Source organism: Pseudomonas sp. AB6 (assembly GCF_034314105.1).
Classification (GTDB): Bacteria; Pseudomonadota; Gammaproteobacteria; order Pseudomonadales; family Pseudomonadaceae; genus Aquipseudomonas.
Window position 1 is genome coordinate 2,790,423 of sequence record NZ_JAVIWJ010000001.1, and the last position, 25,862, is coordinate 2,816,284.

Consider the following 25,862-nt stretch of genomic DNA (forward strand, 5'->3'; position numbering starts at 1 on the left):
AAGGCCAAAAATGACAAAAAATTAAACGCATGAGACAACTAGTGCGGTTGAGACCACGCAGCAGGACGAATCATTCACAAATAATCATAGCCCCACCTTATACAGGCGCCGACGAACGAGCCAGCGCGAGTACATAGATGAATTATTTTCTTCTCAGAAGCCTGTCGGTCGGCCTAAGGATGGCCGCTGCTCTGTAAGCCTGATAAAATCGCGCGCCTTCACAGACTGACGAAGGCTGCGGCCCCTAAAATAAAGCGTTATCTTGCACGCATTGTTTTTTGAACGGCCCTGTTTCGCCAGTCGAATCCCCGAATCCCCCCTAAAGGCCTGGATTATGAGCAAGCAACCCTCCCTGAGCTACAAAGACGCCGGTGTAGACATCGACGCCGGTGAAGCATTGGTTGAGCGCATCAAAAGCGTTGCCAAGCGCACCAAGCGTCCGGAAGTCATGGGCGGCCTGGGTGGTTTCGGCGCCCTTTGCGAAATCCCGGCTGGGTACAAGCAACCGGTATTGGTTTCCGGCACAGATGGCGTGGGCACCAAGCTGCGTCTGGCGCTGAACCTCAATAAACACGACACCATCGGCATTGACCTCGTGGCGATGTGCGTCAACGATCTGATTGTATGTGGTGCCGAGCCGCTGTTCTTCCTTGATTACTACGCCACCGGCAAGCTAAACGTCGAAACGGCGACCCAAGTCGTGACCGGCATTGGCGCAGGCTGCGAACTGGCAGGTTGCTCGCTGGTAGGCGGCGAAACGGCTGAAATGCCAGGCATGTACGAAGGCGAAGATTACGATCTGGCCGGCTTCTGCGTTGGCGTTGTGGAAAAAGCCGACATCATCGATGGCTCGAAGGTCGCGGTTGGTGACGCACTGCTGGCCCTGCCGTCTTCCGGCCCGCACTCGAACGGCTACTCGCTGATCCGCAAGATTATCGAAGTCGCCGGTGCCGATATCGAAGCCATCCAGCTCGACGGCAAGCCGCTGACCGATCTGTTGATGGCGCCGACTCGTATCTACGTCAAGCAGTTGCTCAAGTTGATCAAGGACACAGGCGCAGTCAAGGCGATGGCGCATATCACGGGCGGCGGTCTGCTGGACAACATCCCGCGCGTATTGCCCAAGGGGACTCAGGCCGTGGTCGACGTTGCCAGCTGGCAACGTCCGGCGGTATTCGACTGGTTGCAACAGCAAGGCAATGTCGCTGAAACAGAAATGCACCGTGTCCTCAACTGCGGCGTTGGCATGGTCATCTGCGTTGCTCAAGAACACGTCGACATCGCATTGAACGTGCTGCGTGAAGCAGGAGAGCAGCCATGGGTTATTGGTCAGATCGCGAAAGCCGTTGAAGGCCAAGCGCAGGTCGAGTTAAAAAACCTCAAGGCACACTGATGTCAACGTGTGATGTGGTGGTGCTGTTATCCGGCACCGGCAGTAACTTGCAAGCCATGATCGACCGCCTCCAAGGCGTCGATCAACCGGCCAGGATCTGCGCGGTGATCTCCAACCGTGCAGATGCCTTCGGGCTGCAGCGCGCCAAAGCCGCAGGCATCGAAACCCGTGTTCTGGACCACACGGCATTTGAGTGTCGTGAGGCCTTCGATGCCGCACTGATCGAGTTGATTGACACCTTCGAACCTAAGCTCGTAGTACTGGCCGGCTTCATGCGAATCTTGAGCACCACGTTCGTTCGCCACTATCACGGCCGCTTGATCAATATTCACCCATCCCTGCTTCCACGCTATAAAGGCTTGCACACTCACCAGCGGGTATTGGAAGCTGGCGACAACGAGCACGGCTGCAGCGTGCATTTCGTGACGGAGGAACTCGATGGAGGTCCTCTGGTCGTACAGGCAGTCGTTTCGGTTAAGTCGGATGATTCAACCAGCAGCCTGGCGCTGCGCGTTCATGCTCAGGAACATGAAATTTATCCGCTAGCCATTCGCTGGTTTGCCGAAGGCCGATTGAGGCTTGGCGAACATGGCGTCTCGCTGGACGGCCAGTTACTTGAGGCCCGTGGCCACTTGATTCGAACTTAGGAGATACTATGCGTCGCGCTTTGCTGTTCGCTTTCGCCTTGCTCGCACTGCCTGCTGTTCAGGCCACTGACCTGCAACCCTACTCTGCTTCGTACACTGCTGACTGGAAGCAACTGCCCATTAGCGGCGGCACCGCTCAACGCAGCCTAGTAAAAAATGCCAATGACACTTGGACCTTGAGCTTCAAGGCTTCGATGATGATCGCTAGCCTGACTGAAGGCAGCACGCTGAAAATCGACAAAGACACGCTGCTACCTCAGACCTACAATTTTGAGCGCGGCGGCCTGGGTAAATCCAAGACCATTGAAATGAACTTCGACTGGGCGGCGAAAGTAATCAACGGCACAGACCGCGGCACCGCGTTCACCGTTCCGCTCAACCGCGGCATTCTCGACAAATCGACGTATCAGTTGGCATTGCAGAACGATGTCGCCGCGGGCAAAAAAAGCATGAGCTATCAGGTCGTCGATGGCGATGAGGTCGATACCTATGACTTCCGAGTGCTGGGCTCAGAAAAGGTTTCCACCAAGGCGGGCCAAGTTCAGGCAATCAAAGTTGAGCGCGTGCGTGATCCAACACAAAGCAAACGCACCACGGTGATGTGGTTCGCTAAAGATTGGGACTACCTGCTGGTCCGCTTGCAACAGGTTGAAACCGATGGCAAGGAATACAACATCATGCTGCAAGACGGGACTGTAAACGGCCGGACAGTCAAAGGCAGTTAATTGACTTGAAAACACGCGACTCCAGGGCCCCGCTTTTTAGCGGGGCTTTTTATGACCGCAACTTAAGCACATATTTAGAACATGCCGAAGGCTGACGATTCGTCAGGACCCCGGTGGATGGCTTAAACCGCTGAAGGTCATGCCGAGCTTATCGCGGCCTTCGGCAGCTCGCTAAATGTCCAGGGTTCGCCGCACAACAGCGCGGTGTCGAAAACGGGGCAGCATCTCCCACGTGACTTTGGCCGAAACTGACCGAGAGCTGTTTGAGTAAACTTTTCTTCATACTGACTTCTTCTGCCGCGCGCCCTTACATCGCGCGACCCAGAGCTATTTTTTCATTTTTTGCAAAGGTGAATTGCAAATAAAAGCTATTTACTTAGGCTGCTAACAAAATATATAAAAGACCCCTGCGACGCGTTGTCGCAGACATAAGTGTTAGGAGTCTTCTAGATGACCGTAAAAGTTACTGAACGCGACTTTTCCCACCTTTCCCATGAAAGCCAGGCCTCTGGCCAGCAGGTCTGGGATGTACATCAACAGGACTTGTTGGTTGGGATGTTCCATAACGAGACGGAAGCTCATCAATACAAAGCCGAGTTGGAAGACCTGGAAAGCCAGCGCACATCGTAAGACGTCATTTCGGAATCGCATTAAAAACAAAACCCGCCGCGGCGGGTTTCGTTTATTCGGCACAGAGGCTTACCACATCAGGTCATCAGGCACCTGATAAGCCGCGTACGGGTCATCCGCATCTGGCGCTTCCGTTGGCACGTTAAGCAATACAATTCGGCGTGGATCGCGCTCCTGAATCTTCAGCGCAGCTTCACGAGGGATAATCTCGTAAGCGCCCGCGTGATGAACGATGGCCAACGAACCTGCACTGAGCTTGTTACGCATCAAGGCATTGACCGAGATACGCTTGACCTTCTTATCGTCGACAAAGTTGTAATAGTCTTCGGTGGTCAGCTTCGGCAAGCGCGACACTTCGATCAACTGCTTGACCTGGGCGGCACGAGCTTTTTGCTCGACCTTCTCCTGCTGTTGACGATTGAGCTCCTGATCCCGCTTGGCCTTCTCAGCCATGACCTCCTGGGCCGCACGCTTCTGGGAATCATCAGCGTCTATCTGGCCCTTGTGCACCAGACGCTGTTCTTTCTGCTTATCTTTGCCGACCTGCTTGGCCTGCTTTTGATTGACCAAGCCTGCTTTGAGCAACTGATCGCGAAGGGAAATACTCATGGTGCGTTCTTTTCCTGACGTTTGGCTTCGCCCCACAGAGCGTCCAATTCTTCGAGGGTGCAATTTTCTATGGGACGGTGGGTTTCGCGCAATACCTGTTCGATGAATCGAAAGCGTCTTTCGAATTTAGCGTTGGCTGCACGCAAGGCCGTTTCTGGATCGATTTTGAGGTGACGGGCCAAGTTGACCACCGAAAACAGCAAATCGCCGATCTCTTCGGCAACCCCCTCGGTATCGTCATCAGCCATGGACTCCAGCACTTCGTCGAGCTCTTCGCGAACCTTGTCGAGCACCGGCAAGGCATCGGGCCAGTCGAATCCAACCTGGGCTGCGCGCTTCTGCAATTTTACCGACCGAGACAAAGCTGGCAATGCGTTTGGCACATCGTCCAGCAGCGATAATTGCTCCGGCGCCTCGGCCTTTTCCGCACGCTCTTGAGCCTTGATTTCTTCCCAGCGCTGTTTGACCTGGGCTTCGTCCAAGCGGGGAGCTTCCAGAGGCGCATATATATCGCCCGTGGGGAACACATGCGGATGACGACGTATCAGTTTGCGCGTAATGCTGTCGACCACACCGTCGAATTCGAAGCGACCTTCTTCACGGGCCAGCTGGCTGTAATACACCACCTGAAACAACAAATCGCCCAACTCGCCCTGTAAATGATCAAAGTCACCGCGCTCAATCGCATCGGCAACTTCATATGCTTCTTCCAGGGTATGCGGAACAATGCTGGCGTAAGTCTGTTTGATATCCCACGGACAGCCGAATTGCGGATCACGCAGTCGGGCCATGAGGTGCAGTAAGTCTTGGAGGTTATGCATGAACTTCCCTTCAGTTACTGCCTCAAGCGGCAATCTTCAAGCGGCAAGTTGAGGCTGTTTATTCCTTTCTTGCAGCTTAAAGCTTGCCACTTGATGCTGCTTTTAAGGCGTTCTGTTACGCCGGGTTTCGATGATGTTTGGCAACTGGGAAATTCGCCCCAGCAAACGCCCTAATGCGTCCAGCCCCGGAATCTCGATCGTCAGCGACATGAGTGCCGTGTTGTCTTCCTTGTTTGAACGGGTGTTGACCGCCAATACGTTGATCCGCTCGTTGAGCAGAACCTGGGAAACGTCACGCAGCAAACCGGAGCGATCGTAGGCGCGGATAACGATGTCCACCGGGTAAGTGAGCACTGGCACCGGCCCCCAACTGACCTGAATAATCCGCTCAGGCTCGCGGCCACCCAATTGCAGTACCGACGCACAATCCTGACGGTGAATGCTGACGCCACGGCCTTGTGTAATGTAACCGACGATCGCATCGCCAGGCAGTGGCTGGCAACAACCGGCCATTTGCGTCATCAGGTTGCCGACGCCCTGAATTTGAATATCACCGCGTTTGCCTGGCTTGTATCCGGTGGCCTTGCGGGGGATCAGTTCAATCTGTTCGTTGCCACGTTCCGGCTCGACTAACTGCTGCGCCAAGTTGACCAATTGCGCTAAACGCAGATCGCCAGCCCCCAGAGCGGCAAACATGTCATCGGCAATTTTCAGGTTGGCTTTTTCCGCCAACTTGTCGAAGTCCACTTGCGGCAGCGCCAGTCGCGCGAGTTCACGTTCAAGCAGTGTCTTACCAGCAGCGACGTTTTGATCGCGGGCCTGTAGTTTGAACCAGTGTACGATCTTGGCCCGCGCCCGAGACGTGGTGATGTAACCCAGGTTCGAGTTCAACCAATCACGACTCGGTGTTCCGTGTTTTCTGGTGATAATCTCGACCTGCTCACCAGTCTGCAGGCTGTAGTTGAGCGGCACGATGCGCCCGTTGATCTTCGCCCCGCGACAGTTATGGCCAATCTCGGTGTGCACCCGATAAGCGAAGTCCAGCGGCGTTGAGCCTCTGGGCAAGTCAATGGCGTGGCCATCCGGGGTGAACACATAAACCCGGTCCGGCTCGATATCGACCCGCAACTGGTCTGCCAAGCCACCGATATCGCCCAGCTCTTCATGCCACTCAAGAACCTGACGAAGCCAGGAGATTTTTTCCTCGTAATGATTTGACCCGGATTTGACGTCGGTACCTTTGTAGCGCCAGTGCGCGCAAACTCCCAGCTCCGCCTCCTCATGCATGGCGTGAGTGCGGATTTGCACTTCCAACACCTTACCTTCAGGGCCAATAACCGCCGTGTGCAGCGAGCGGTAGCCATTTTCCTTGGGGTTGGCGATATAGTCGTCGAATTCTTTGGGAATGTGCCGCCACAGCGTATGCACGATACCCAACGCGGTGTAGCAATCGCGCACCTCGGGTACCAGCACCCGTAACGCACGCACGTCATAGATCTGGCTGAATTCCAGCCCTTTGCGCTGCATTTTGCGCCAGATCGAATAAATGTGCTTGGCACGACCGCTAATGTTGGACTTCACACCGGTGGCCAGCAGCTCGTTTTCAAGTTGACCCATAACATCGCTGATAAACCGCTCGCGGTCGAGACGACGTTCATGGAGCAGTTTGGCAATCTGTTTGTACTGATCAGGCTCCAAGTAGCGGAATGACAGATCCTCCAACTCCCACTTGATGTGACCAATGCCTAAACGGTGAGCCAGCGGTGCATAAATATCGAATACTTCCCGGGCAACCCGGTTGCGCTTTTCCTCAGCAGCGTTTTTCACCGCACGAATAGCGCAAGTGCGTTCCGCTAGCTTGATCAGCGCAACACGTACGTCATCGACCATGGCCACAAGCATCTTGCGCAGGTTTTCTACCTGCGCTTGGCTGCCCAGTACCAAAGACTGACGAGGACTGAGACTGGCGCTGATTGCGGCCATACGCAGCACGCCGTCGATCAGTTTCGAGACCGTCGGGCCGAAGCGTTGGGTGACCTCTGGTAGTTGAATCTTGCCTTCACGCACCCCTCGGTAGATGACCGCAGCTATCAAGGAGTCTTGATCCAGTTTGAGGTCCGCGAGGATTTCGGCGATTTCCAGGCCAGCCTGAAAACTTGAGGTGCCTTCTGCCCAAAGATTTTTTGAGGCATTGTCTTGCTGCTCGGCATGACGGGCAAACTCGCACGCTTCCTTCAATGCTTGTCGGTCTAATGCGAGGTCGACGCTGACTACATGATCGAGCCATGCATCGAGATTGATACTGCCATCGGTGTTGATCGGCTGGTGCGCTCTCACCTGTACCATGTTGCTTACCTTCCCTACGGCGCGATGAAAAGCGCCTTTAGTCGCTGACCTTCTTGAGCAAACGCTCCCTGCTAGGCTGGCGGGGGCTGTGCGTTCGCGGGTCAGTCGGATTAAACGAGATTCCCTGTAGACGGTAGACTCATTTCCTTAAGCCGTACTGCTTACTTACTCGTCTCAAATAAAGCCATCGCCTCGACATGTGCCGTCTGCGGAAACATATCGAGGATACCGGCACGTTTTAATCGGTAGCCTTGCTTGATCAATTCGACAGTGTCGCGCGCTAAAGTTGCCGGGTTGCATGACACATAAAGCAACCGTTGGGCACCTAAAGTAGAAACCTTGCGCACGACCTCAAAAGCACCATCGCGCGGCGGGTCCAAGAGTACCGCAGAAAAACGCTCTGCGGCCCAGCTTGCGTCTGCCAGCGGTTGCGATAAATCCGACTGAACGAACATCACGTTATGCAGATCATTACTCACCGCATTGGCACAAGCCCGCTCCACCATGGTCGCAACACCTTCTACCGCCACCACTTGCCGGGCTTGTTTGGCCAGCGGTAAGGCAAAATTACCCAATCCACAGAACAGATCGAGAATACGCTCATCGGCCTTCGGTGCCAGCCATTCCATCGCCTGCGCAATCATCGCCGCGTTAACAGCAGCGTTGACCTGAATGAAGTCGCCAGGCCGGTACGCCAGCTGCAAATCCCACTGTTCGAGTCGATAGCCCAAAGCTTGCGTAGGGTCCACCGGTTGCGGCGCCCCCTCACCGTGCAACCACAGCTGCGATTGATGTGCAGCGCAAAACCTGTGCAACAACGCCAGATCTGCCTCGGCTAGCGGTGCAGTATGGCGTAACAACACGGCCGTCGATGAACCACTGAACAACTCAACGTGACCCAACACCTGAGGCTTGCTGAACTGCCGCAACATGGCCGGTAACTGCGCCATGATCGGCTGCAAAGCGTGTACCAACACCGGACATTCGTCGATACCCACGATGTCTTGACTCGATGCCGCACGGAACCCCACGTCCAATCGCTTTGTTTTAGCGTCCCAACGTACGGCGACTCGCGCCCGGCGACGGTAGGCAAACTCAGGACCGGTCAACGGCAGCGCCCACTCATCGGGCTCGACGCCCGCGACGCGGGTCAATTGCTCGGCGAGCATGCGCTGTTTGAGGGCAAGTTGTTCGTCATGGGATATATGCTGAACGCTGCAACCGCCACAACGACCGAAATGCACGCATGGGGCCAACCGGCGCATGGCGCTGGCTTGAAACACCCGTTCAGTGCGCGCTTCAACGACTTTGCCGTGAGCATTCAGCACACGGGCTTCCACTTCTTCTCCGGCCAGGCTACCGCTAACAAACCAGGTGCGGCCTTCAAAAAAAGCAATGCCACGGCCGTCATTAGCTAATCGCTCAATGGTCAGGCGTTGTTTTTTACCGGTAGGCACTTGCGGCGCTTTGGTGCCGCCAGTGGGCTGAAAACGAAGGCCACGTTCTTGCTTGGCCATCAGTTAGGTTCGTCGTAGACGCCGGTCGACAAGTAACGGTCGCCTCGGTCACAAATAATAGCGACCATGACCGCATTCTCGACTTCACGGGATAACCGCAACATGCCGGCCACCGCTCCGCCTGAAGACACACCGCAAAAAATCCCCTCCTCCCGAGCCAGCTTACGCATAACGTCTTCGGCTTCGGCCTGGGCCATATCGACAATCCGGTCCACGCGATCCGCTTGATAGATGCGCGGTAAATACTCTTGCGGCCAGCGCCGAATACCGGGGATCGACGCACCGTCCATGGGCTGCAAGCCGATGATCTGTACGTCGGGATTTTGCTCCTTGAGGTATCGGGAGACACCCATGATAGTGCCTGTCGTGCCCATGGAACTGATGAAGTGGGTAATGGTGCCACCCGTCTGCTGCCAGATTTCCGGGCCGGTGCTGGTGTAATGCGCTTCGGGGTTATCACCGTTTGCGAATTGATCAAGCACCTTGCCACGGCCTTCGGCCTGCATACGTTCAGCCAAGTCGCGGGCGCCTTCCATGCCCTGCTCCTTACTGACTAAAATTAACTCGGCGCCATAGGCAGTCATTGCAGCTTTACGCTCGGCGCTGGCGTTGCTCGGCATGATCAAAATCATCCGATAGCCTTTGATCGCAGCGGCCATGGCCAATGCGATGCCCGTATTGCCCGAGGTCGCTTCGATTAGCGTATCGCCCTGATGGATCTGCCCGCGTAGTTCGGCGCGGGTAATCATCGACAGCGCCGGGCGGTCTTTCACCGAGCCGGCGGGGTTGTTGCCCTCAAGCTTTAACAGCAGGGTGTTAGAGGTTTCACCGGCCAAACGTTGTAAACGCACCAGTGGGGTGTTGCCGACGCAATCGGCGATGGTTTGATACTGCAAGGTCATGGCGTTTTCGCAATCCAGACTGCGGGGCGCCTATCATAACGGCAAACGTCAAAACCCCATATCACGCAAAATGTGCGGCCTATAACTGAACGCTATAACGCAGCGTAGGTGCTCACTTTCTGTAGGGGATGCCCTAGCGTCTTCGCCGCCGCTCTGTCGCGCAACAAACGCAGGACAACTGTAGAAGCAGGCTTGTCTGCGAAAAGGTCCATCCATCGCGCCGCCGATGTCGACCTGAAACCTGGGTCGCCTGCATGGGTGCCGTCGTTGGCAAGCCACACACAGAGTTCGGCAAAGATTTGCCGAGATAGCGCGCAAGCAACTCGCTACACTGCGGTCTTGAACATGTTGGCTTGGATGCTGGAGAAATAGCGTGCTGAACAAGCTGGGTATTAAAGGCCGTGTATTGCTGTTAACCCTCGTTCCTGCCCTGCTGATGGCGGGGGTTCTTGGCGGTTACTTCACGTGGATGCAACTTTCGGACCTGCAAGCTCAGCTCATGCAGCGCGGCGAAATGATCGCCGAAGAGCTGGCACCGCTGGCCGCCCCTGCATTGGGCCGCAACGACCATGTGTTGCTCGAACGCATTGCGGGACAAGCTTTGGAAATCGGTGACGTGCGATCCGTCTCGTTTCTGGATGCAGACCGCACCTTGCTGTCCCATGCGGGGCCCAGCATGATCAATCAACAACCGGTTGGAAACAGCACACACTTGCTGCAACGCTCAGGCAACGACGCCACGCGATTTTTATTGCCGGTGTTTGGCCGCCAACGCCACCTGACGGGCGAGGTGATCCCCGCGGAGGCTGATCGCCTGCTGGGCTGGGTAGAACTTGAACTGTCCCATAACGGAACATTGCTAAGAGGCTATCGCAGCCTGTTCGCCAGCTTGTTATTGATCGCCACCGGCCTGATGCTGACCGCAATTGTAGCGTTGCGCATGAGCCGCACCATCAGCGTGCCCATTAACCGTATCAAAGTTGCCGTGGCGCAACTCAAGGACGGCAATCTGGAAGTCCGATTGCCCCCATTGGGCAGTTTGGAGCTAGACGAGCTAGCCTCGGGCATTAACCGCATGGCCGCCACCCTGCAAAATGCGCAGGAAGAACTGCAACACAGCATTGATCAGGCCACGGAAGACGTTCGGCAAAATCTGGAAACCATCGAAATCCAGAACATTGAACTGGACTTGGCGCGCAAAGAAGCACTGGAAGCAAGTCGGATCAAATCCGAATTTCTCGCCAACATGAGCCACGAGATTCGCACGCCACTCAACGGGATTCTCGGCTTCACTCATTTGCTGCAGAAAAGTGAGATGACTCCGCGTCAGCTGGACTATCTGGGCACCATCGAAAAATCCGCCGATAGCCTGCTGAGCATTATTAACGAGATTCTCGACTTTTCGAAAATCGAAGCTGGCAAGTTGGTCCTGGACAGCATTCCTTTCAATTTGCGTGATCTGCTCCAGGATACCCTGACCATTCTCGCCCCGGCCGCCCACGCCAAACAGCTGGAGCTGGTGAGTCTGGTTTACCGCGACACGCCTTTGGCGTTGCTGGGTGACCCGCTGCGACTCAAACAAATTCTCACAAACCTGGTCAGCAACGCGATTAAGTTCACTCGGGAAGGCACCATTGTCGCCCGCGCCATGCTCGAAGATGAGCAGGAAGACAGTGTACAACTGCGTATCAGCGTGCAAGACACCGGCATCGGCCTCTCCAGCCAGGACGTGCGTGCGCTGTTCCAGGCATTCAGCCAGGCGGACAACTCGCTGTCCCGACAGCCGGGCGGCACCGGACTCGGACTGGTGATTTCCAAGCGACTAATTGAACAAATGGGCGGAGAAATAGGCGTCGACAGTACGCCGGGTGAAGGGTCGGAATTCTGGATCAGCTTGAACCTGCCGAAAACTCGAGGCGATTTAGAGGACTTACCCTCTGCGCCGTTGTTAGGGCGGCGAGTCGCGGTGCTGGAAAATCACGAATTGGCGCGCCAGGCCTTGCAACATCAACTGGAAGATTGTGGCCTCGAAGCACTCACCTTCAGCAACCTCGAAAGCCTGATTAACGGCGTCACCGCCGCCCACGAAACGCCCCAAGGCATTGACTTGGCCGTCTTGGGCATCACTGCCCATGAATTGCCACCTGAGCGCTTGCGTCAGCATATTTGGGACTTGGAAAACTTGGGCTGCAAGGTTTTGGTGCTTTGCCCAACCACAGAGCAGGCACAGTTCCAGTTGGCCGTGCCCAATGCCCATAGTCAGCTGCAGGCCAAGCCCGCGTGTACGCGTAAATTACGTCGTGCCCTATCTGAATTGATCCAACCGCGACAGCAACGCAGCGATACCTCCGAGCCGTTATCGAGTCGGGCGCCGCGCCTGCTGTGTGTTGACGACAACCCGGCCAATCTGCTGTTAGTGCAAACGTTGCTCGAAGACATGGGCGCTAATGTTGTAGCGGTCGACAGCGGCTACGCAGCGGTATATGCCGTGCAGAAGGAGGCGTTCGACTTGGTGCTGATGGACGTACAAATGCCAGGCATGGACGGGCGCCAAGCCACTGAAGCGATTCGCGCCTGGGAGGTTGAGCGTCAGAGCACTTCGCTGCCGATTGTCGCTCTCACCGCCCACGCCATGGCGAATGAAAAGCGCGCATTGTTGCAAAGCGGTATGGACGACTACCTGACCAAGCCGATCAGTGAGCGGCAACTGGCGCAGGTGGTACTCAAATGGACAGGTCTCGCATTGCGCAACCAAGCGCCTGAGCGCACTAATGAAAACGCACGAAACGGTGTCGACCTGCATGTGCTGGACCATGAGGAAGGTTTGCGCCTGGCGGCGGGAAAAGCCGATCTAGCGGCAGACATGCTGGCCATGCTCCTTGCATCGCTGGACACCGACCGCGAAGCGATTCGCAACGCCCGGGAATCCAACGACAAATCGGCACTGATCGAACGTGTGCATCGACTACACGGTGCGACCCGTTACTGCGGGGTCCCGCAATTGCGCGCCGCGTGTCAACGCAGTGAAACCCTGCTAAAAAAAGACGCCCCCGAAGCCGACGCAGCCCTCGACGAACTGGCCATGGCGATCAATAGGCTGGCCATAGAAGCCCGCGTGAGCGCTTGATCCAAAGCAACAACCGCGTCAAATGAATCGGTTATACCTTGTGCCGAACGAAATACTTGTGTGGCTTGCCGACGAAGGCGGTTTATCAGGCAAATCTCATTAAGCCATTCGCAGGCAAGCCTGCTCCCACCATCGACCGGGTGCCTGCGAAAAAACATCATCGCCAATGAGGTTTAGTTATGCGCACGCTCGTCTTCAGCAGCCAGAACTATGATCGCGAAAGCTTTCTCGCCGCCACGTTACCCAGCGGCGTGGACCTGCACTTTCAACCTGCACGGCTGAACCTGGACACCGTTGCGCTGGCAGACCACCACCCGGTGGTGTGCGCATTCATCAATGATGACCTCAGTGCTCCGGTATTGGAGCAATTGGCCGCAGGCGGCACGCGCTTGATAGCCTTGCGCTCAGCAGGTTTCAACCACGTCGATTTACCGGCCGCGCAAAAGCTGGGCCTCAGCGTGGTGCGAGTTCCGGCGTATTCTCCCCATGCCGTGGCCGAACACGCCGTGGCTTTGATTCTGGCGTTGAATCGACACCTGCACCGCGCCTACAACCGTACCCGCGACGGGGACTTTAGCCTGCATGGGCTGACCGGATTCGACCTGGTGGGTAAAACGGTCGGCATCGTCGGAACAGGTCAGATTGGCGCAACCTTCGCCCGAATCATGGCCGGATTTGGCTGCACCCTGCTCGCCTATGACCCTTATCCAAATCCTGTCGTTATGGCACTGGGCGCCCGATACCTGAGCCTGCCGGAGTTGCTGGGGCAAGCACAGATCATCAGCCTGCATTGCCCGCTGACCCCTCAAAGCAAACATTTGATTAACAGCGCAACATTGGCGCAGGTGCAGCCCGGCGCCATGTTGATCAATACCGGTCGCGGCGCACTGGTCGACACGCCAGCCTTGATCGAAGCACTGAAAAGCGGGCAACTGGGTTACCTGGGGCTGGATGTCTATGAAGAAGAGGCAAAACTGTTCTTCGAAGATCGCTCTGATCAACCGTTGCAAGACGATGTGCTAGCGCGCCTGCTGACATTCCCTAACGTGATTATTACCGCGCATCAAGCGTTCTTGACCCGCGAGGCGTTGGGCGCTATTGCCCAAACAACCTTGGACAACATTGCCCGCTGGGCGGAGGGGTCACCACAGAATCTGGTAGAGGGCTAAAAACTGGTAGGATGCGCGCAGATTTGGAGGACCCATGGTCGAACACGATTTCCGCTACAGCCTGCTTAACCCACAACACACCTTGACCGAAGTCCGTGCACTGGCGCCAGGGCGTTATCAAGTCACCGGCAACGGCGGCTCGATTCACGCCGACGATGTTCTTTTGGTCACGCTTAAAGGCAGCAAGGAGTTGTCCATGCGCCTGACCGTTGAAAAGGTCCGGCACTTGATCAATCCTCGTGGCCAATGGGTCGCGGTGGCTCAAGGTCCGGCATTCGCAGAATTGGCGATCCACCAATGGCAGGTCAACTGCAACGGGTGCCAGGTCGAATTGAAGTTCGAGTTTGCAGTCGACGCCAAGCTGGGCACCAAAGCACAAAAACCGGCAGCCGCTGCTCGCATTGCCGAGTTGGGCTGGAAAACCGAGGGCGATAAGCACCTTTGCCGTAAATGCCAGGAGCAAGCCGCATGAGAGGGGCCGTTTTTCTTGGTTTACTTGGCAGCACGCTGTTGGGCTGCGTTGCCCAGCCTCCAGGCGTGCAGCAAGATCAGAGCTATTTACTGGAATGGATTGGCGACCGTCCTTTGGTCGACCGTAGCCACCTGACCATGACTTTAGGCAAAGATGGCCGCGCCTATGGCAACGCCGGCTGTAACCATTGGTTCGCGCCATACGCGCAAGAAGGCGAGAAGTTTCACTTTGGCATGGTTGGCAGCACCCGTAGAGTCTGCTCACCCGCGGTGATGGAGCAAGAACAACGCTTTCTCGACGCCCTGACCAAAGTTCAACGCTGGGACATTTCCCCTATCGAGCAACTGCGTCTTTGGCCCGAACAAGGCAAACCGCTGCGGTTCTGGTTGGAGGACAGCTGATTCAGCATTGCTTGGTCTGACGCCCTCGCGAACAAGTTCGCGAAGGCCATCTCGCGGTTTACCTGCCAAACATCTCACCCCTCGCCGCGCAACGCCGCTAACCGCTGGCTTACACCTGCCGCCGTCTGCTCACCCAACAACGTTTCGCGCACTTTGCCCTTGTCGTCGATGATGTAGGTCACTGGCAGCGCTTCGCTGTGGGGCAAGTCGTAATGATCCGCCGGATCTAGCGCCAGCACCGTGAATCCAATGCCCAGCGCAGCGCTGGCTGACTTCAAATCTTCGCCCTGCAAGCCATCAAAATTAACTCCGAAAACGCTGACATGCTGATCTTTAAGCTGCTTTGCCAACGCATTGAGCTCAGGAATCTCAGTGCGGCAGGGACCACACCACTCCGCCCAATAGTTAATAACTAACCAATGCTTATCGACCTGCTCGCTAGCGACCTTCTGCCCGTTCTGATCAGGCCCTAGATCCACGCCACATCCGCTAAGCAATACACTACCTAGAAGAGTCATTATTGCTACCCATTGCCTCGCCATATGATCTTCCTTCATCAAGGTATTCACGTTAACTGTGACCAATTAACGCCCCGGCCGCCAGCAAGGTTCAGGAGCGGACGCCACGTATGTAGAATAGCCGCCACCTTACGCAAGATGCGACCCGCCAATGACCGACATGACGCTTTATCACAACCCGCGCTGTTCGAAATCTCGCGGGGCGCTGGAATTGCTCGAAGCGCGCGGCCTCACGCCGACCATCATCCGCTACCTGGACACCCCCCCGGACGCCGCGCAGCTGCGCGATCTACTGCGCAAGCTGGGTCTGAGTGCGAGAGCATTACTGCGTACTGGCGAAGACGACTATAAAACCCTCAACCTGGTCGATTCCAGCCTGACCGACGAGCAGTTGATCGCAGCCATGGCCTCACATCCAAAATTGATCGAACGGCCGATTCTAGTGGTCGGTGATAAAGCAGCAATCGGCCGTCCGCCAGAACGCGTGTTGGAGATTCTCTTGTGATTGCGCCTTATATTTTGGTTTTGTACTACAGCCGCAATGGTTCAACCGGTGAGATGGCCCGGCAGATCGGCCGCGGTGTCGAGTTAGGCGGCATGGAAGCGCGATTGCGTACCGTGCCGGCGATTTCTTCCGAGATAGAGGCCGTTGCACCCAGCATTCCAGAGACGGGCGCGTTATACGCCAGCCTCGACGATCTGAAAAACTGCTCTGGTTTAGCACTGGGCAGCCCGACACGCTTCGGTAACATGGCCGCACCGCTGAAATACTTTATTGACGGCACCAGTACCTTGTGGCTGACCGGCGCGTTGGTGGGTAAACCGGCCAGTGTGTTCACCTCCACCGCCAGCCTGCACGGCGGCCAGGAAACAACGCTGATATCGATGCTGTTGCCGTTGCTGCACCATGGCATGCTCGTGGCCGGTTTGCCTTACAGCGAAGCCGCGCTGCTGGAAACCAACGGCGGCGGCACGCCCTATGGCGCCAGCCACCATGCCGGCGCCGACGGCAAACGCCCGCTGGACCCCCACGAAATAACCTTGTGTCGAGCCTTGGGCCAACGCTTGGCTAAAACCGCCTTACTGCTGGAGAGGCCACGTGGCTAAATCACCAAAAGTACTGCCTGCGCTGGAATGGCTGGAGCCACGGGTTCGATTGACACGGGTTGTCAGCCTGATCTGTTTTTTGGGTCTGATGCTGCTGCTAACGGGGTATTACCTGATCTTTGCCGACCTGCATGGTGCCCGTCCGTGGGTCATCCTGAGCATTGAGCTGGTGCCGTTGCTTCTGCTGTTACCCGGCATGCTCACGGGCAGTGCGCGTGGCCATTCGTGGACATGCTTTGTGGTCAATCTGTACTTCATCAAAGGTGCACTGGCGATTTATGACCCCCATCGCAACGTCTTCGGCGCACTTGAAATGCTCGCCAGCGTGGCCGTGTTCACCAGCGCGTTGCTGTACGTCAGGTGGCGCTTTCAGTACAACCGCAAGTTGGCGGGTGAAGGGGAGGCGTAATGTATTTGGCTCAGAGTGCGGTGATCAATGATTCACCGTATACGCCAGCATCATCGACAACTGACACATCGGCCGCCCACTTTCGGCGTGCCATTGATTGAAGGCGCCCTGCACCGCCGCCAAGTCTTTGAGGCTGGTGGGCACACGGTCGATGATGTCCTGAGCGTTGAGCCCGGCCACCATGTCGTAGGTCGGGATGAAGGTGTCTTTGCCCACCATCCGCAAAAAACTCGGCGCCGACATGCCGCCCAACTGATAGCCGTGTTTGGACAGATACTTCCACAGGCCAACAATATCGGTCACCGGCCAGTTAGCGATGAAGTTACCAAAGCTGCCGTGTTCTTTGCTGATGTCTAGAGTCATTTGGGCATTGCGTGGCACGCTCTTCAGTTTGCCCAAATGCCGAATGATCCGCGCATCTTGCATCAAACGCTCAAGGTGTTCGGCGCCCATCAAGACGACTTTCTCGGGATCGAAACGGAAGAATACTTCTTCGAATGTCGGCCACTTGGCGTCGACCAGACTGTGCTTTAGGCCTGCGCGAAAAACGCGCTGCGCCAATGCAGACAAATAACGGTCGTTGCCGATCTTGCGCAATTGCGAGGGGGTTCTAGGGTGCGGTAGATGCGCTTCAAGGGCAGCAGACGAGCCAAAGCGATTCAGGTTGTATTCAAGTAGCCATTTGTAATCGCGCATGCCGTTCCTAAAGGTTCGTAACGTTGACGAAGCGCGAAGCTGCGGTTTCATCGATACGCAGTTGAGTGAAATCGAACAGGTTACGGTCCGCCAGTTGCGACGGCTGGACGTTTTGTAGCGCCCGAAAAATACTCTCAGTACGTCCGGGAGTTTTGCTTTCCCATTCGGACAGCATGTCTTTGACTACTTGGCGCTGCAGGTGCTCTTGAGATCCGCAGAGGTTGCACGGGATGATCGGAAAATTCTTGAAGTCAGAAAATGCCTGAATGTCCTTTTCAGTGCAGTACGCCAACGGCCGAATCACCACGTTGCGACCATCATCAGCCCGTAGCTTGGGCGGCATAGCCTTGAGTGCACCGTTAAAGAACAGGTTCAGGAAGAAGGTTTCAATGATGTCATCGCGATGATGACCCAGCGCCATCTTTGTCGCGCCAATTTCGTCGGCATAGGTGTAAAGCGTCCCACGCCGCAGGCGTGAGCACAGCGAACAGGTGGTTTTACCTTCCGGGATCAGCTTCTTAACCACCGAATAAGTGTCTTTCTCGATGATATGGTACTCGACGCCCAGCTTCTCGAAATACTCAGGCAGCACGTGCTCGGGAAACCCCGGCTGCTTTTGATCCATGTTCACCGCAACGATGTCGAATGTGATCGGAGCGACTTTCTGAAAATGCATTAGCACATCGAGTAATGTGTAACTGTCTTTACCGCCCGACAGACACACCATCACCTTGTCGCCCTCTTCAATCATCTTGAAGTCAGCCACTGCTTCGCCAGCGAAGCGGCGTAGACGCTTCTGCACTTGATTGTGGTGAACGCACAGCATGCCCATGGTGTTGATATCTCTAATGATCACTCAAAAAAAGTACGCATTTTACGCGACACCTCTAATGGGCGCATGTGGGAATCGTCTTATCCGATATTTGGCTTTAGCCACTTGCGCTGAACTTACTCTCAGACCAGCCACTAAGTTACACACGGCTAAATAGCGTGTCGCGATTAACAGCATCGGTTAGAGCGCGAATTGCTCTAAAGAAGCGCTATTCGCGTCCCTATACTGCGACATAAGGTCGCACACGTTTTTTTGTATGAACGCCGGGCCCTATAACTGTCGAGCGCTTGGCTCGACGGGCGCTCCGCTGGGGGGCGACAGTAAATAATAATAAAAGGAGTAACAGTATGATGAATCACGTTTTGGGATTGTTTACCCATCCTGGTCGCGAGTGGCAACAAATACGCGGTGATAAAGAAGAATCCATCGGCCACATGTACTTGACTCACACGTTGATTCTGGCAGCGATTCCCGCTGTAGCCGCTTACATAGGCACTACACAAGTGGGCTGGGTCATTGGAAGTCGAGCGCCAGTGATGTTGACCCATGAAAGCGCACTATGGATGACCGTTATGTCCTACTTTGCCATGCTGGGAGGAGTGGCGGTCATGGGCGGTTTCATCCACTGGATGGCACGTACGTATGATGCCAATCCGAGCTTGTCTCGTTGCATCGCATTTGCAACCTATACTGCATCACCGCTGTTCGTCGGTGGACTGGCCGCAATTTATCCTCATATGTGGCTGGGAATGCTCATAGGATTGGCTGCGATCTGCTACACGGTCTATCTACTGTATGTTGGATTGCCAACCTTTATGAATATCCACGCCGATGAAGGCTTTATGTTTTCGACGTCAGTACTGGCCGTAGGCCTGGTGGTACTGGTCGCAATCATGGCGTTCACCGTCGTATTGTGGGGTATCGGTGTAGGCCCCGAATACACCAACTGATTTTAATCGCAAGCCCTCACGCACGGTGACGAGCCGCCTCTTTAGGCGGCTCGGCTATTTTTGATGACCATTGGGCAGCTTCAGTTTTCAGCGGACCGGAGCTTTACGGCATACTTGCCACCTCTGGAGAGCCATTAAGAATGCCCGAGCACATCACATCCCGTGTCGAGGTCTGTTATCAGCAAGCCGAAGCCTTTTTCAAGCGAACCTTTAAACGCCCGGTGGTCAGCCTAAAACTGCGTGGTCAAAAAGCCGGCGTGGCCCATTTGCATGAAAATTTGCTGCGCTTCAATCCCCAGCTTTACCGAGAAAACCGTGATGATTTTCTTAAGCAAACGGTGGCCCACGAAGTGGCACATCTGATCGCTCATCAGTTGTTCGGCGAACGTATTCAGCCCCATGGCGAAGAGTGGCAGCTGATCATGCGAGGGGTGTATGAGTTGCCGCCTAATCGCTGTCACACCTACGCCATCCAACGCCGTAGCGTCACTCGCTACATTTACCGCTGTCCCTGCGCCAACAACGATTTTGCGTTTTCCGCGCAACGTCATTCGCTGGTTCGCCAAGGCCGAAGGTATCTGTGTCGGCGCTGTCGCGAAACGTTAGTGTTCAGTGGTGAGATGCGGGTTGAGTGAGAGTGAGACTGACCGAAACCCGTACGTAAAAAACCCATCAAAGATGGGTTTTTTTTATTGCTTGGCTTACTGAGTGTTAAACAGTTTCGCGCGATGCAGCAGATGTCGGGATCTTACCTTCGGCCACACCCAAATCGTCTTCTGGACCGGTATTGGTGATGGGACGACCACCGGAAGCCAACTCAACTTGTAACTGGGTTTCGTCCAGCTCACCGACCCACTTGGCCACGACCAGTGTCGCTACGGCGTTACCAACCAGGTTGGTCAAGGCGCGGGCTTCTGACATGAAGCGGTCGATGCCGAGAATCAGCGCCAGACCGGCAACCGGCAAGGTGCCAACGGCAGACAGCGTTGCAGCCAACACGATAAAGCCGCTCCCGGTTACACCGGCGGCGCCTTTGGACGACAACAAAAGCACAACCAACAACGTGATCTGGTGAGTGATATCCATGTGGGTGTCAGTCGCCTGAGCGATGAACACGGCGGCCATGGTCAGATAAATCGCGGTGCCGTCAAGGTTGAACGAGTAACCCGTCGGAATGACAAGACCTACGACCGACTTCTTGGCGCCCAGGCGCTCCATCTTCACCAACATGCGCGGCAAGGCGGATTCCGAAGAAGAAGTGCCGAGCACAATCAGCAGTTCTTCACGGATGTAACGTATGACCTTGACAACACTGAAGCCGTGCGCACGAGCGATAGCGCCTAGTACGACCAATACGAACACTACGCAGGTGATATAGAAGCACAGCATCAACTGACCGAGCTGCACCAGCGAACCGACACCATAAGCCCCTATGGTGAAGGCCATTGCGCCAAATGCGCCCAGTGGGGCGAGCTTCATGATCATATTGATGATGTTGAACATCACGTGAGCAAAGCGATCAATGAAGTCCAGCAGCGGCTTGCCGTAGGCACCCAGGCGGTGCAGGGCGAAACCGAAGATCACCGAGAACATCAGCACTTGGAGGATATCGCCGGTGGCGAACGCACTGAAAATGGTGTTCGGGATGATGTTCAAGATAAAGCTGATAACGCTTTGATCTGCACCGGCAGCGACATAAGCCGCAACTTTGGAAGCATCGAGCGTTGCGACGTCGATGTGCATACCGGCACCCGGCTGCACCACGTTGACCACGACCAGACCTACAAGCAGGGCAATGGTGGACACAACTTCGAAGTACAGCAACGCGAAACCGCCGGTCTTGCCTACAGACTTCATGGTCTGCATGCCGGCAATACCGCTGACAACCGTACAAAAGATGATCGGGGCGATGATCATTTTGATCAGCTTGATGAACCCGTCACCCAGTGGCTTTAGTGCAACGCCGGTATGAGGGTAAAAATGACCGATTAGAACGCCGATAATTATCGCTACGATCACCTGAAAATACAGGGATTTATACAAGGGCTGACGAGTCGTCATTGCGAAGTTCCTCAGGAGCGCTGCGGGCATCATCCATCTGATGCGCGCGGCACTAAACCGCTTAACCCTCCTGCACTGGAGGGATTTGTTTTGGCGAGTTGCGGGGGCAGGCCGTTCGCAAACCTCTACGCCCTATCGCAAAGCGTGTGCCACCTTTTGAAAATGTCCTGCAAACCAATGAATTCTAGGCAAGTGTTGCCAGAGACCGCAGCTGTCGATTAAAACCGTGGCGGTTTTCCGCCGCTCGCTGCAAATATAGCACTCGCATTGGCGGATATCCGCCTCGGCCACCGCCAGAAATGAGTGATCCCCACGCTTAAGTTTACGTCGCGAGGGTGACTGGTAACGACGGAGCGATCAGAGGCATCGACTTGGCCAGCCGTGATTACTGCGGTCCATATTAAAGTGCAGGACTGTGTTTCTTTGTCTGCTGTTAACGGCACACCTCTAACAAGTTTTACTTGGCTAGAAACTGAATATAAAACGCCGCGCCACCTAATGGGGAGTCGCTCAAGGTTAAACGCGCGTTGTAGCTTTCGATGATGTCTTTGACCACTGCCAGGCCGATACCTTGGCCCGGGTTTTGTCGATCAAGGCGCTCCCCGCGTTGCAGAATTCGCGCCCGCTGACTTTCCGGGACACCAGGACCGTCGTCCTCGATGCACAGTTCATCGCCAATCGTTGATAGACGCAAGCTGATGCGCACCCGGCCGAGGCACAGGCGATAGGCGTTTTCCAACAGATTACCCAGCATTTCCAACAAAGCGCCCTGCTCCATCGGCACAAGGTAGTCGTCAGGCAGGTCCACAACCACATTTACCTGTTTGTCTCGATACACTTTTTCCAAGGTGTTACACAAGCTCTCCACCACTGGTCTAAGGCTGACGTGGTGGCGGACCAACCCACTTTTGCGCAAACTGGCGCGTTGTAATTGGTAGTCGATTTGCTGGCTCATGCGCTCAATCTGGGATTGCAAAATACGCGCTTGCTCCAAATCTTCAGGGCGCTTGGCAATGATTTCACTGACGCCTTGGAGCACCGCCAGCGGCGTCTTCAGACTGTGGGCCAGATCGCCAAGCGAGTCGCGATAACGGATGCGTTGCTCACGCTCGCTGAGCAGCAACCGGTTAAGAGAGCCCGTTAGGCGCAACAATTCTCGCGGGTGTTCTTCACTCAGGCTTTCGCGAGAGCCAGCCTCCACCTGGTCCAACTCCCGACTCAAGCCTTTCAACGCTTTCAGGCCCCAGGTCAAACCGGCCCAGAGCAACACTAGCAACACCAGCAACGCCGCGCCGAAGCCCAAGTAAAGCTTCTCTCGCAGGCCAGCGATGATCACCTGATATTCGCGAACCGGCTGCAAGGCAACGATACTGAAGGCAGCATCGCGCCCGCCCAACAGTTTGATTTCAACGTCGTAGACGAAAAATTCTTCACCATTGGGTTCTTTGATCTTGGCAAACTCGTTACCAGAGCCGTCGTACCGAGGGTGATAGTTGATGTTTTCGTCTTCGGTGGCCCGCGAACGCCAGACCAGCCGACCTTCCCGGTCGTATATATAGCCCAGCAGACGGCTGTCCGGCAGATTGAACTGCTCACCCGGCAACATCAACGGCATCATCAAATGGCCGTCTTCGATTCTGGCGGCGGAAATCAAGGTAGTGACATCTGACGCCAAGCGCTGCTCTATAGCGTCTTCCAATGCAATGCTGTAGGCACCTTGGAGCGCCGGTAATGTAGCGAGCATGAAAATCACGGCCAGCATCGCTGCCGCCAGCATCAATCGCACGCGCAGCGATCGAATCATTTACAGCGCTCTGTGAACAAGTATCCCAAGCCCCGCACGGTTTCGATGGGTCTGAAGCCTGACTTGCCTTCCAATTTGCGGCGTAGGCGACCGACCAGCACTTCGATCACGTTAGGATCGCGTTCGTCATCATCAGGATAGAGTTGCTCCATCAACCGCTCCTTGGCCACCACTTGCTGATGGTGACGCATCAGGTATTCGAGAATTCGATATTCGTAGGCTGTCAGGGGCAAAGGCTGCTCATCAAGGGACGCTTGCTTGCGATTTAAATCCAGCAGCAAAGGCCCGGCAGTAATGGTCGATTGAGTAAAACCACTGGAGCGGCGCAGCAGTGCATTAAGGCGTGCCTCCAGCTCTTCGAACTGGAACGGCTTAACCACGTAATCATCTGCACCTGCAGCGAGTCCTTCAACTTTGTCTTGCCAATTGCCTCGCGCCGTCAGAATCAAGATAGGAAACGCCTTACCTTGGGCGCGAAACTGGCGAATCAGGTCGAGTCCGCCCATACCGGGTAAACCCAGGTCGATTACCGCTAGGTCATGGTTGAACTGCTCTGCTTGGTACAACGCTTCTTCGGCATTGGCCACAGCTTCGACCACATGACCACTTTCGGTCAGGCGTGTCTGCAGGTGATGGCGTAGTAACGCCTCATCCTCTACCACCATCAGTTTCATGAGGCTCTCCCAGGCAAAATCATACCTCTCAAGACTTAGGCTAATTCAACAAAACTATGGTCCTGCGCCCAGGGCGCTGAGTTTGCGGGCTGAGCGTCAAATGTCCAGCAACAGTCTGGTTAACGTTTAAAAGATATACGTCTGGCGGTGCTTGGGATCGAAGCTGCCAAGCAACGCGGACTGATTCACCTTAGTACTGTTAAATGCCAGAAATGTACCGGGAGGTCGACTCCTCTCGCACAAGCGCATTTGGGACGCGTTCAGACTAATCACTGCGCCCTGAACCCATCCTGAACGTGCGCTGAACTTATCTGAAGCAACTCCGGCCCAAACTGTACGTAACGATCGTCTAGGCTGTTTGACGAAGCAAAGCCGGAATAGCGTTATAAAACCACAGGGGAATCAATCATGCGTTTCTGGACAGTGTTAGCAATGATGGGCTTGGCCAGCGTGGCCCAAGCCCAGGTAAAGACCGAAACCATTAACTATCAAAGCAGTGACGGCACCCAGCTTGTCGGTTATTACGCTTACGACGACGCGATCAAGGGTCAGCGCCCCGGCGTGCTGGTGGTACATGAATGGTGGGGGCTGAACGATTACGCCAAAGGTCGCGCTCGCGAGCTTGCCGCGCTGGGCTACAGTGCCATGGCTGTCGACATGTACGGCAAAGGTAAGCACACCGAACACCCTAAAGACGCCATGGCGTTCATGATGGAAGCGATGAATAACAGTACCGGCGCTGCTCAGCGCTTTGACGCCGGGCTTGCTCAGTTGAAAAAACAACCGCAGACCAACCCGGCAAAAATTGCCGCGATCGGTTACTGCTTCGGTGGTGGCGTGGTGCTGGATGCGGCCCGTCGTGGTGAGCCGTTGGTGGGCGTAGTAAGTTTCCACGGCATGCTGGCCACCAAGATACCGGCCACCTCTGGGAGCATCAGAACCAAGATTCTGGTTGAGCACGGCAATAACGACACCATGGTAACGCCGGACAGCGTCGTGGCCTTCAAGTCTGAAATGGACAAAGCCGGGGCAGATTACACATTCGTCGGTATCGATGGCGCTAAACATGGCTTCAGCAACCCTGATGCGGATCGTCTAGGCAAAGGCGATAACGCGCCGGACATCGCCTACGACAAAGCCGCAGACCAAAGTTCTTGGGCCGATATGCAGGCCTTCTTGAAGAAGGTGTTTGGTTAATTCTGTAGAGCCCACTTGTCGGCGAAAAGCTTGGTGCGGTCTGTCTGACACTCTGCTTCGTCAACAGGTTGGCTCTACAGATAGGTGACCTACCCAACTGGCCGCTGACACGGCAAAATGCCGAGCATGACTCAGCCTACGACGCTTCCCGCTTGTTGCCCCGCATTAATCACCCATTGGCCACTACCTAACGCCCTACCTGGGGTAGTGCTGGTCAGCGGAGTGTTTGATTCACTGCGCCTGTCGGAGGACGATTTCCAGCACTGCGCCATTGCCCCACCCGCGAGCATCCAGCGCTCCGTTGCCAAACGGCAGGCCGAATTTCTCGCCGGCCGTCTCTGCGCCCGGGAAGCGTTGCAGCAGCTGGACGGCCGCAATTACGTGCCTGCTATTGGCCAAGACCGCGCGCCTGTCTGGCCGAGTGACATCTGTGGGTCGATCACCCACAGCCACGGCTGGGCGGCGGCAGTGGTCGGGCAACGGCAGCATTGGCGGGGTTTGGGGCTGGATCTGGAAAATGTCCTCGACAGCGAACGCGCTCAACGTCTGGCCGGGGAGATTCTCACTGCTGATGAGCTACAGCGCATGGCCAAAGGCCCCGCCGAGCAGATTGCTTTGCTGGTAACCCTGACGTTTTCGGTGAAAGAAAGCCTGTTCAAAGCGCTCTACCCTCTGGTGCAAAAGCGCTTTTACTTCGAAGACGCTCAATTGTTGGAGTGGTCAACCGACGGCAGCGCTCGCCTGCGTTTGCTGATCGATTTGTCCAACGAATGGCGCAGCGGCAGGGAACTCGACGCCCAATTCAGCCTTCAGGACGGCCAACTGCTGAGCCTGATCAGCATCGCCGCAAATTGA

The 25,862-nt window shown here is 55.5% G+C and carries 26 protein-coding genes; 15 read left to right on the top strand and 11 right to left on the bottom strand.

Annotated features, from left to right (window positions below; genetic code table 11):
• The first annotated feature begins 334 nt into the window (after positions 1 to 334).
• From purM to RGW60_RS13200, 4 genes are all read left to right on the top strand, one after another.
• On the top strand, positions 335 to 1,393 hold the full coding sequence (gene purM, locus RGW60_RS13185; protein ID WP_322205014.1) for a phosphoribosylformylglycinamidine cyclo-ligase: 1,059 nt from the start codon (positions 335 to 337) through the stop codon (positions 1,391 to 1,393).
• Entirely contained in the window at positions 1,390 to 2,040 is a 651-nt protein-coding gene (gene purN, locus RGW60_RS13190) for a phosphoribosylglycinamide formyltransferase (RefSeq protein ID WP_322206913.1), read from the top strand. The genes purM and purN overlap by 4 nt, the downstream gene beginning before the upstream one ends.
• 8 nt (positions 2,041 to 2,048) lie before the next feature.
• Complete coding sequence (locus RGW60_RS13195; RefSeq protein WP_322205015.1) at positions 2,049 to 2,765, top strand: DUF3108 domain-containing protein; 717 nt, start codon at positions 2,049 to 2,051, stop codon at positions 2,763 to 2,765.
• A gap of 450 nt (positions 2,766 to 3,215) precedes the next feature.
• On the top strand, positions 3,216 to 3,395 hold the full coding sequence (locus tag RGW60_RS13200; protein WP_322165636.1) for a hypothetical protein: 180 nt from the start codon (positions 3,216 to 3,218) through the stop codon (positions 3,393 to 3,395).
• Positions 3,396 to 3,464: 69 nt separating this feature from the next.
• Here the strand turns inward: RGW60_RS13200 and RGW60_RS13205 are convergent, their stop codons facing one another.
• From RGW60_RS13205 to cysM, 5 genes are all read right to left on the bottom strand, one after another.
• Entirely contained in the window at positions 3,465 to 4,004 is a 540-nt protein-coding gene (locus tag RGW60_RS13205; protein ID WP_322205016.1) for a DUF2058 domain-containing protein, read from the bottom strand.
• Positions 4,001 to 4,825, bottom strand: coding sequence for a nucleoside triphosphate pyrophosphohydrolase (gene mazG / locus RGW60_RS13210; RefSeq protein WP_322205017.1), 825 nt, complete (start codon positions 4,823 to 4,825; stop codon positions 4,001 to 4,003). Before mazG ends, RGW60_RS13205 begins: the two co-directional genes overlap by 4 nt.
• A 102-nt stretch (positions 4,826 to 4,927) precedes the next feature.
• A complete protein-coding gene (gene relA / locus RGW60_RS13215) occupies positions 4,928 to 7,171 on the bottom strand; it encodes a GTP diphosphokinase (RefSeq protein WP_322205018.1) in 2,244 nt (747 codons plus the stop codon).
• Positions 7,172 to 7,332: 161 nt separating this feature from the next.
• Complete coding sequence (gene rlmD, locus RGW60_RS13220; protein ID WP_322205019.1) at positions 7,333 to 8,688, bottom strand: 23S rRNA (uracil(1939)-C(5))-methyltransferase RlmD; 1,356 nt, start codon at positions 8,686 to 8,688, stop codon at positions 7,333 to 7,335.
• Entirely contained in the window at positions 8,688 to 9,590 is a 903-nt protein-coding gene (cysM, locus tag RGW60_RS13225) for a cysteine synthase CysM (protein WP_322205020.1), read from the bottom strand. Before cysM ends, rlmD begins: the two co-directional genes overlap by 1 nt.
• Before the next feature lie 373 nt (positions 9,591 to 9,963).
• Here cysM and RGW60_RS13230 point away from each other — a divergent pair, with 373 nt between their 5' ends.
• The 4 genes from RGW60_RS13230 (at position 9,964) to RGW60_RS13245 (ending at position 14,759) form a co-directional block, all read left to right on the top strand.
• Positions 9,964 to 12,717, top strand: a complete 2,754-nt coding sequence (locus RGW60_RS13230; protein WP_322205021.1) for a response regulator — start codon at positions 9,964 to 9,966, stop codon at positions 12,715 to 12,717.
• 179 nt (positions 12,718 to 12,896) lie between these two features.
• Entirely contained in the window at positions 12,897 to 13,886 is a 990-nt protein-coding gene (locus tag RGW60_RS13235; protein ID WP_322205022.1) for a 2-hydroxyacid dehydrogenase, read from the top strand.
• 34 nt (positions 13,887 to 13,920) lie between these two features.
• A complete protein-coding gene (locus RGW60_RS13240; protein ID WP_322205023.1) occupies positions 13,921 to 14,358 on the top strand; it encodes a hypothetical protein in 438 nt (145 codons plus the stop codon).
• Positions 14,355 to 14,759 carry an META domain-containing protein gene (locus RGW60_RS13245; RefSeq protein ID WP_322205024.1) on the top strand — a complete coding sequence of 135 codons (405 nt, stop codon included), beginning with the start codon at positions 14,355 to 14,357 and terminating at the stop codon, positions 14,757 to 14,759. The genes RGW60_RS13240 and RGW60_RS13245 overlap by 4 nt, the downstream gene beginning before the upstream one ends.
• 74 nt (positions 14,760 to 14,833) lie before the next feature.
• Here RGW60_RS13245 and RGW60_RS13250 read toward each other — a convergent pair whose 3' ends face one another.
• On the bottom strand, positions 14,834 to 15,301 hold the full coding sequence (locus RGW60_RS13250; RefSeq protein WP_322205025.1) for a TlpA disulfide reductase family protein: 468 nt from the start codon (positions 15,299 to 15,301) through the stop codon (positions 14,834 to 14,836).
• A gap of 127 nt (positions 15,302 to 15,428) precedes the next feature.
• On the opposite strand from RGW60_RS13250, the gene arsC reads away from it, so the two are divergent.
• Genes arsC through RGW60_RS13265 form a run of 3 tightly spaced genes read left to right on the top strand, consistent with a single transcriptional unit; the run spans position 15,429 to position 16,793 of the window.
• Entirely contained in the window at positions 15,429 to 15,782 is a 354-nt protein-coding gene (gene arsC, locus RGW60_RS13255; RefSeq protein WP_322205026.1) for an arsenate reductase (glutaredoxin), read from the top strand.
• Positions 15,779 to 16,384 carry an NAD(P)H:quinone oxidoreductase gene (gene wrbA, locus RGW60_RS13260; RefSeq protein ID WP_322205027.1) on the top strand — a complete coding sequence of 202 codons (606 nt, stop codon included), beginning with the start codon at positions 15,779 to 15,781 and terminating at the stop codon, positions 16,382 to 16,384. Before arsC ends, wrbA begins: the two co-directional genes overlap by 4 nt.
• Complete coding sequence (locus RGW60_RS13265) at positions 16,377 to 16,793, top strand: DUF2069 domain-containing protein (RefSeq protein ID WP_322205028.1); 417 nt, start codon at positions 16,377 to 16,379, stop codon at positions 16,791 to 16,793. The genes wrbA and RGW60_RS13265 overlap by 8 nt, the downstream gene beginning before the upstream one ends.
• 24 nt (positions 16,794 to 16,817) lie before the next feature.
• On the opposite strand, the gene RGW60_RS13270 is transcribed toward RGW60_RS13265, so the two are convergent.
• Positions 16,818 to 17,489 (bottom strand): DNA-3-methyladenine glycosylase I, encoded by a 672-nt coding sequence (locus RGW60_RS13270; RefSeq protein ID WP_322205029.1) that lies wholly within the window; start codon positions 17,487 to 17,489, stop codon positions 16,818 to 16,820.
• A gap of 7 nt (positions 17,490 to 17,496) precedes the next feature.
• Positions 17,497 to 18,321 carry a tRNA 2-thiocytidine(32) synthetase TtcA gene (gene ttcA, locus RGW60_RS13275; RefSeq protein ID WP_322206914.1) on the bottom strand — a complete coding sequence of 275 codons (825 nt, stop codon included), beginning with the start codon at positions 18,319 to 18,321 and terminating at the stop codon, positions 17,497 to 17,499.
• 347 nt (positions 18,322 to 18,668) lie between these two features.
• Here ttcA and RGW60_RS13280 point away from each other — a divergent pair, with 347 nt between their 5' ends.
• Together RGW60_RS13280 and RGW60_RS13285 are read left to right on the top strand one after the other, a co-directional pair.
• Positions 18,669 to 19,271, top strand: coding sequence for a Yip1 family protein (locus RGW60_RS13280; protein WP_322205030.1), 603 nt, complete (start codon positions 18,669 to 18,671; stop codon positions 19,269 to 19,271).
• Between the two features lie 140 nt (positions 19,272 to 19,411).
• Complete coding sequence (locus RGW60_RS13285) at positions 19,412 to 19,906, top strand: SprT family zinc-dependent metalloprotease (protein WP_322205031.1); 495 nt, start codon at positions 19,412 to 19,414, stop codon at positions 19,904 to 19,906.
• Positions 19,907 to 19,982: 76 nt separating this feature from the next.
• On the opposite strand, the gene RGW60_RS13290 is transcribed toward RGW60_RS13285, so the two are convergent.
• From RGW60_RS13290 to RGW60_RS13300, 3 genes are all read right to left on the bottom strand, one after another.
• Complete coding sequence (locus RGW60_RS13290; RefSeq protein ID WP_322205032.1) at positions 19,983 to 21,332, bottom strand: dicarboxylate/amino acid:cation symporter; 1,350 nt, start codon at positions 21,330 to 21,332, stop codon at positions 19,983 to 19,985.
• Positions 21,333 to 21,789: 457 nt separating this feature from the next.
• Positions 21,790 to 23,136: an ATP-binding protein gene (locus RGW60_RS13295; protein WP_322205033.1), complete on the bottom strand. Its 1,347-nt coding sequence runs from the start codon at positions 23,134 to 23,136 to the stop codon at positions 21,790 to 21,792.
• Positions 23,133 to 23,810 carry a response regulator gene (locus tag RGW60_RS13300; protein ID WP_322205034.1) on the bottom strand — a complete coding sequence of 226 codons (678 nt, stop codon included), beginning with the start codon at positions 23,808 to 23,810 and terminating at the stop codon, positions 23,133 to 23,135. The genes RGW60_RS13295 and RGW60_RS13300 overlap by 4 nt, the downstream gene beginning before the upstream one ends.
• 408 nt (positions 23,811 to 24,218) lie before the next feature.
• On the opposite strand from RGW60_RS13300, the gene RGW60_RS13305 reads away from it, so the two are divergent.
• Together RGW60_RS13305 and RGW60_RS13310 are read left to right on the top strand one after the other, a co-directional pair.
• Complete coding sequence (locus RGW60_RS13305; RefSeq protein ID WP_322205035.1) at positions 24,219 to 25,007, top strand: dienelactone hydrolase family protein; 789 nt, start codon at positions 24,219 to 24,221, stop codon at positions 25,005 to 25,007.
• Between the two features lie 126 nt (positions 25,008 to 25,133).
• Positions 25,134 to 25,862 carry a 4'-phosphopantetheinyl transferase gene (locus tag RGW60_RS13310; RefSeq protein WP_322205036.1) on the top strand — a complete coding sequence of 243 codons (729 nt, stop codon included), beginning with the start codon at positions 25,134 to 25,136 and terminating at the stop codon, positions 25,860 to 25,862.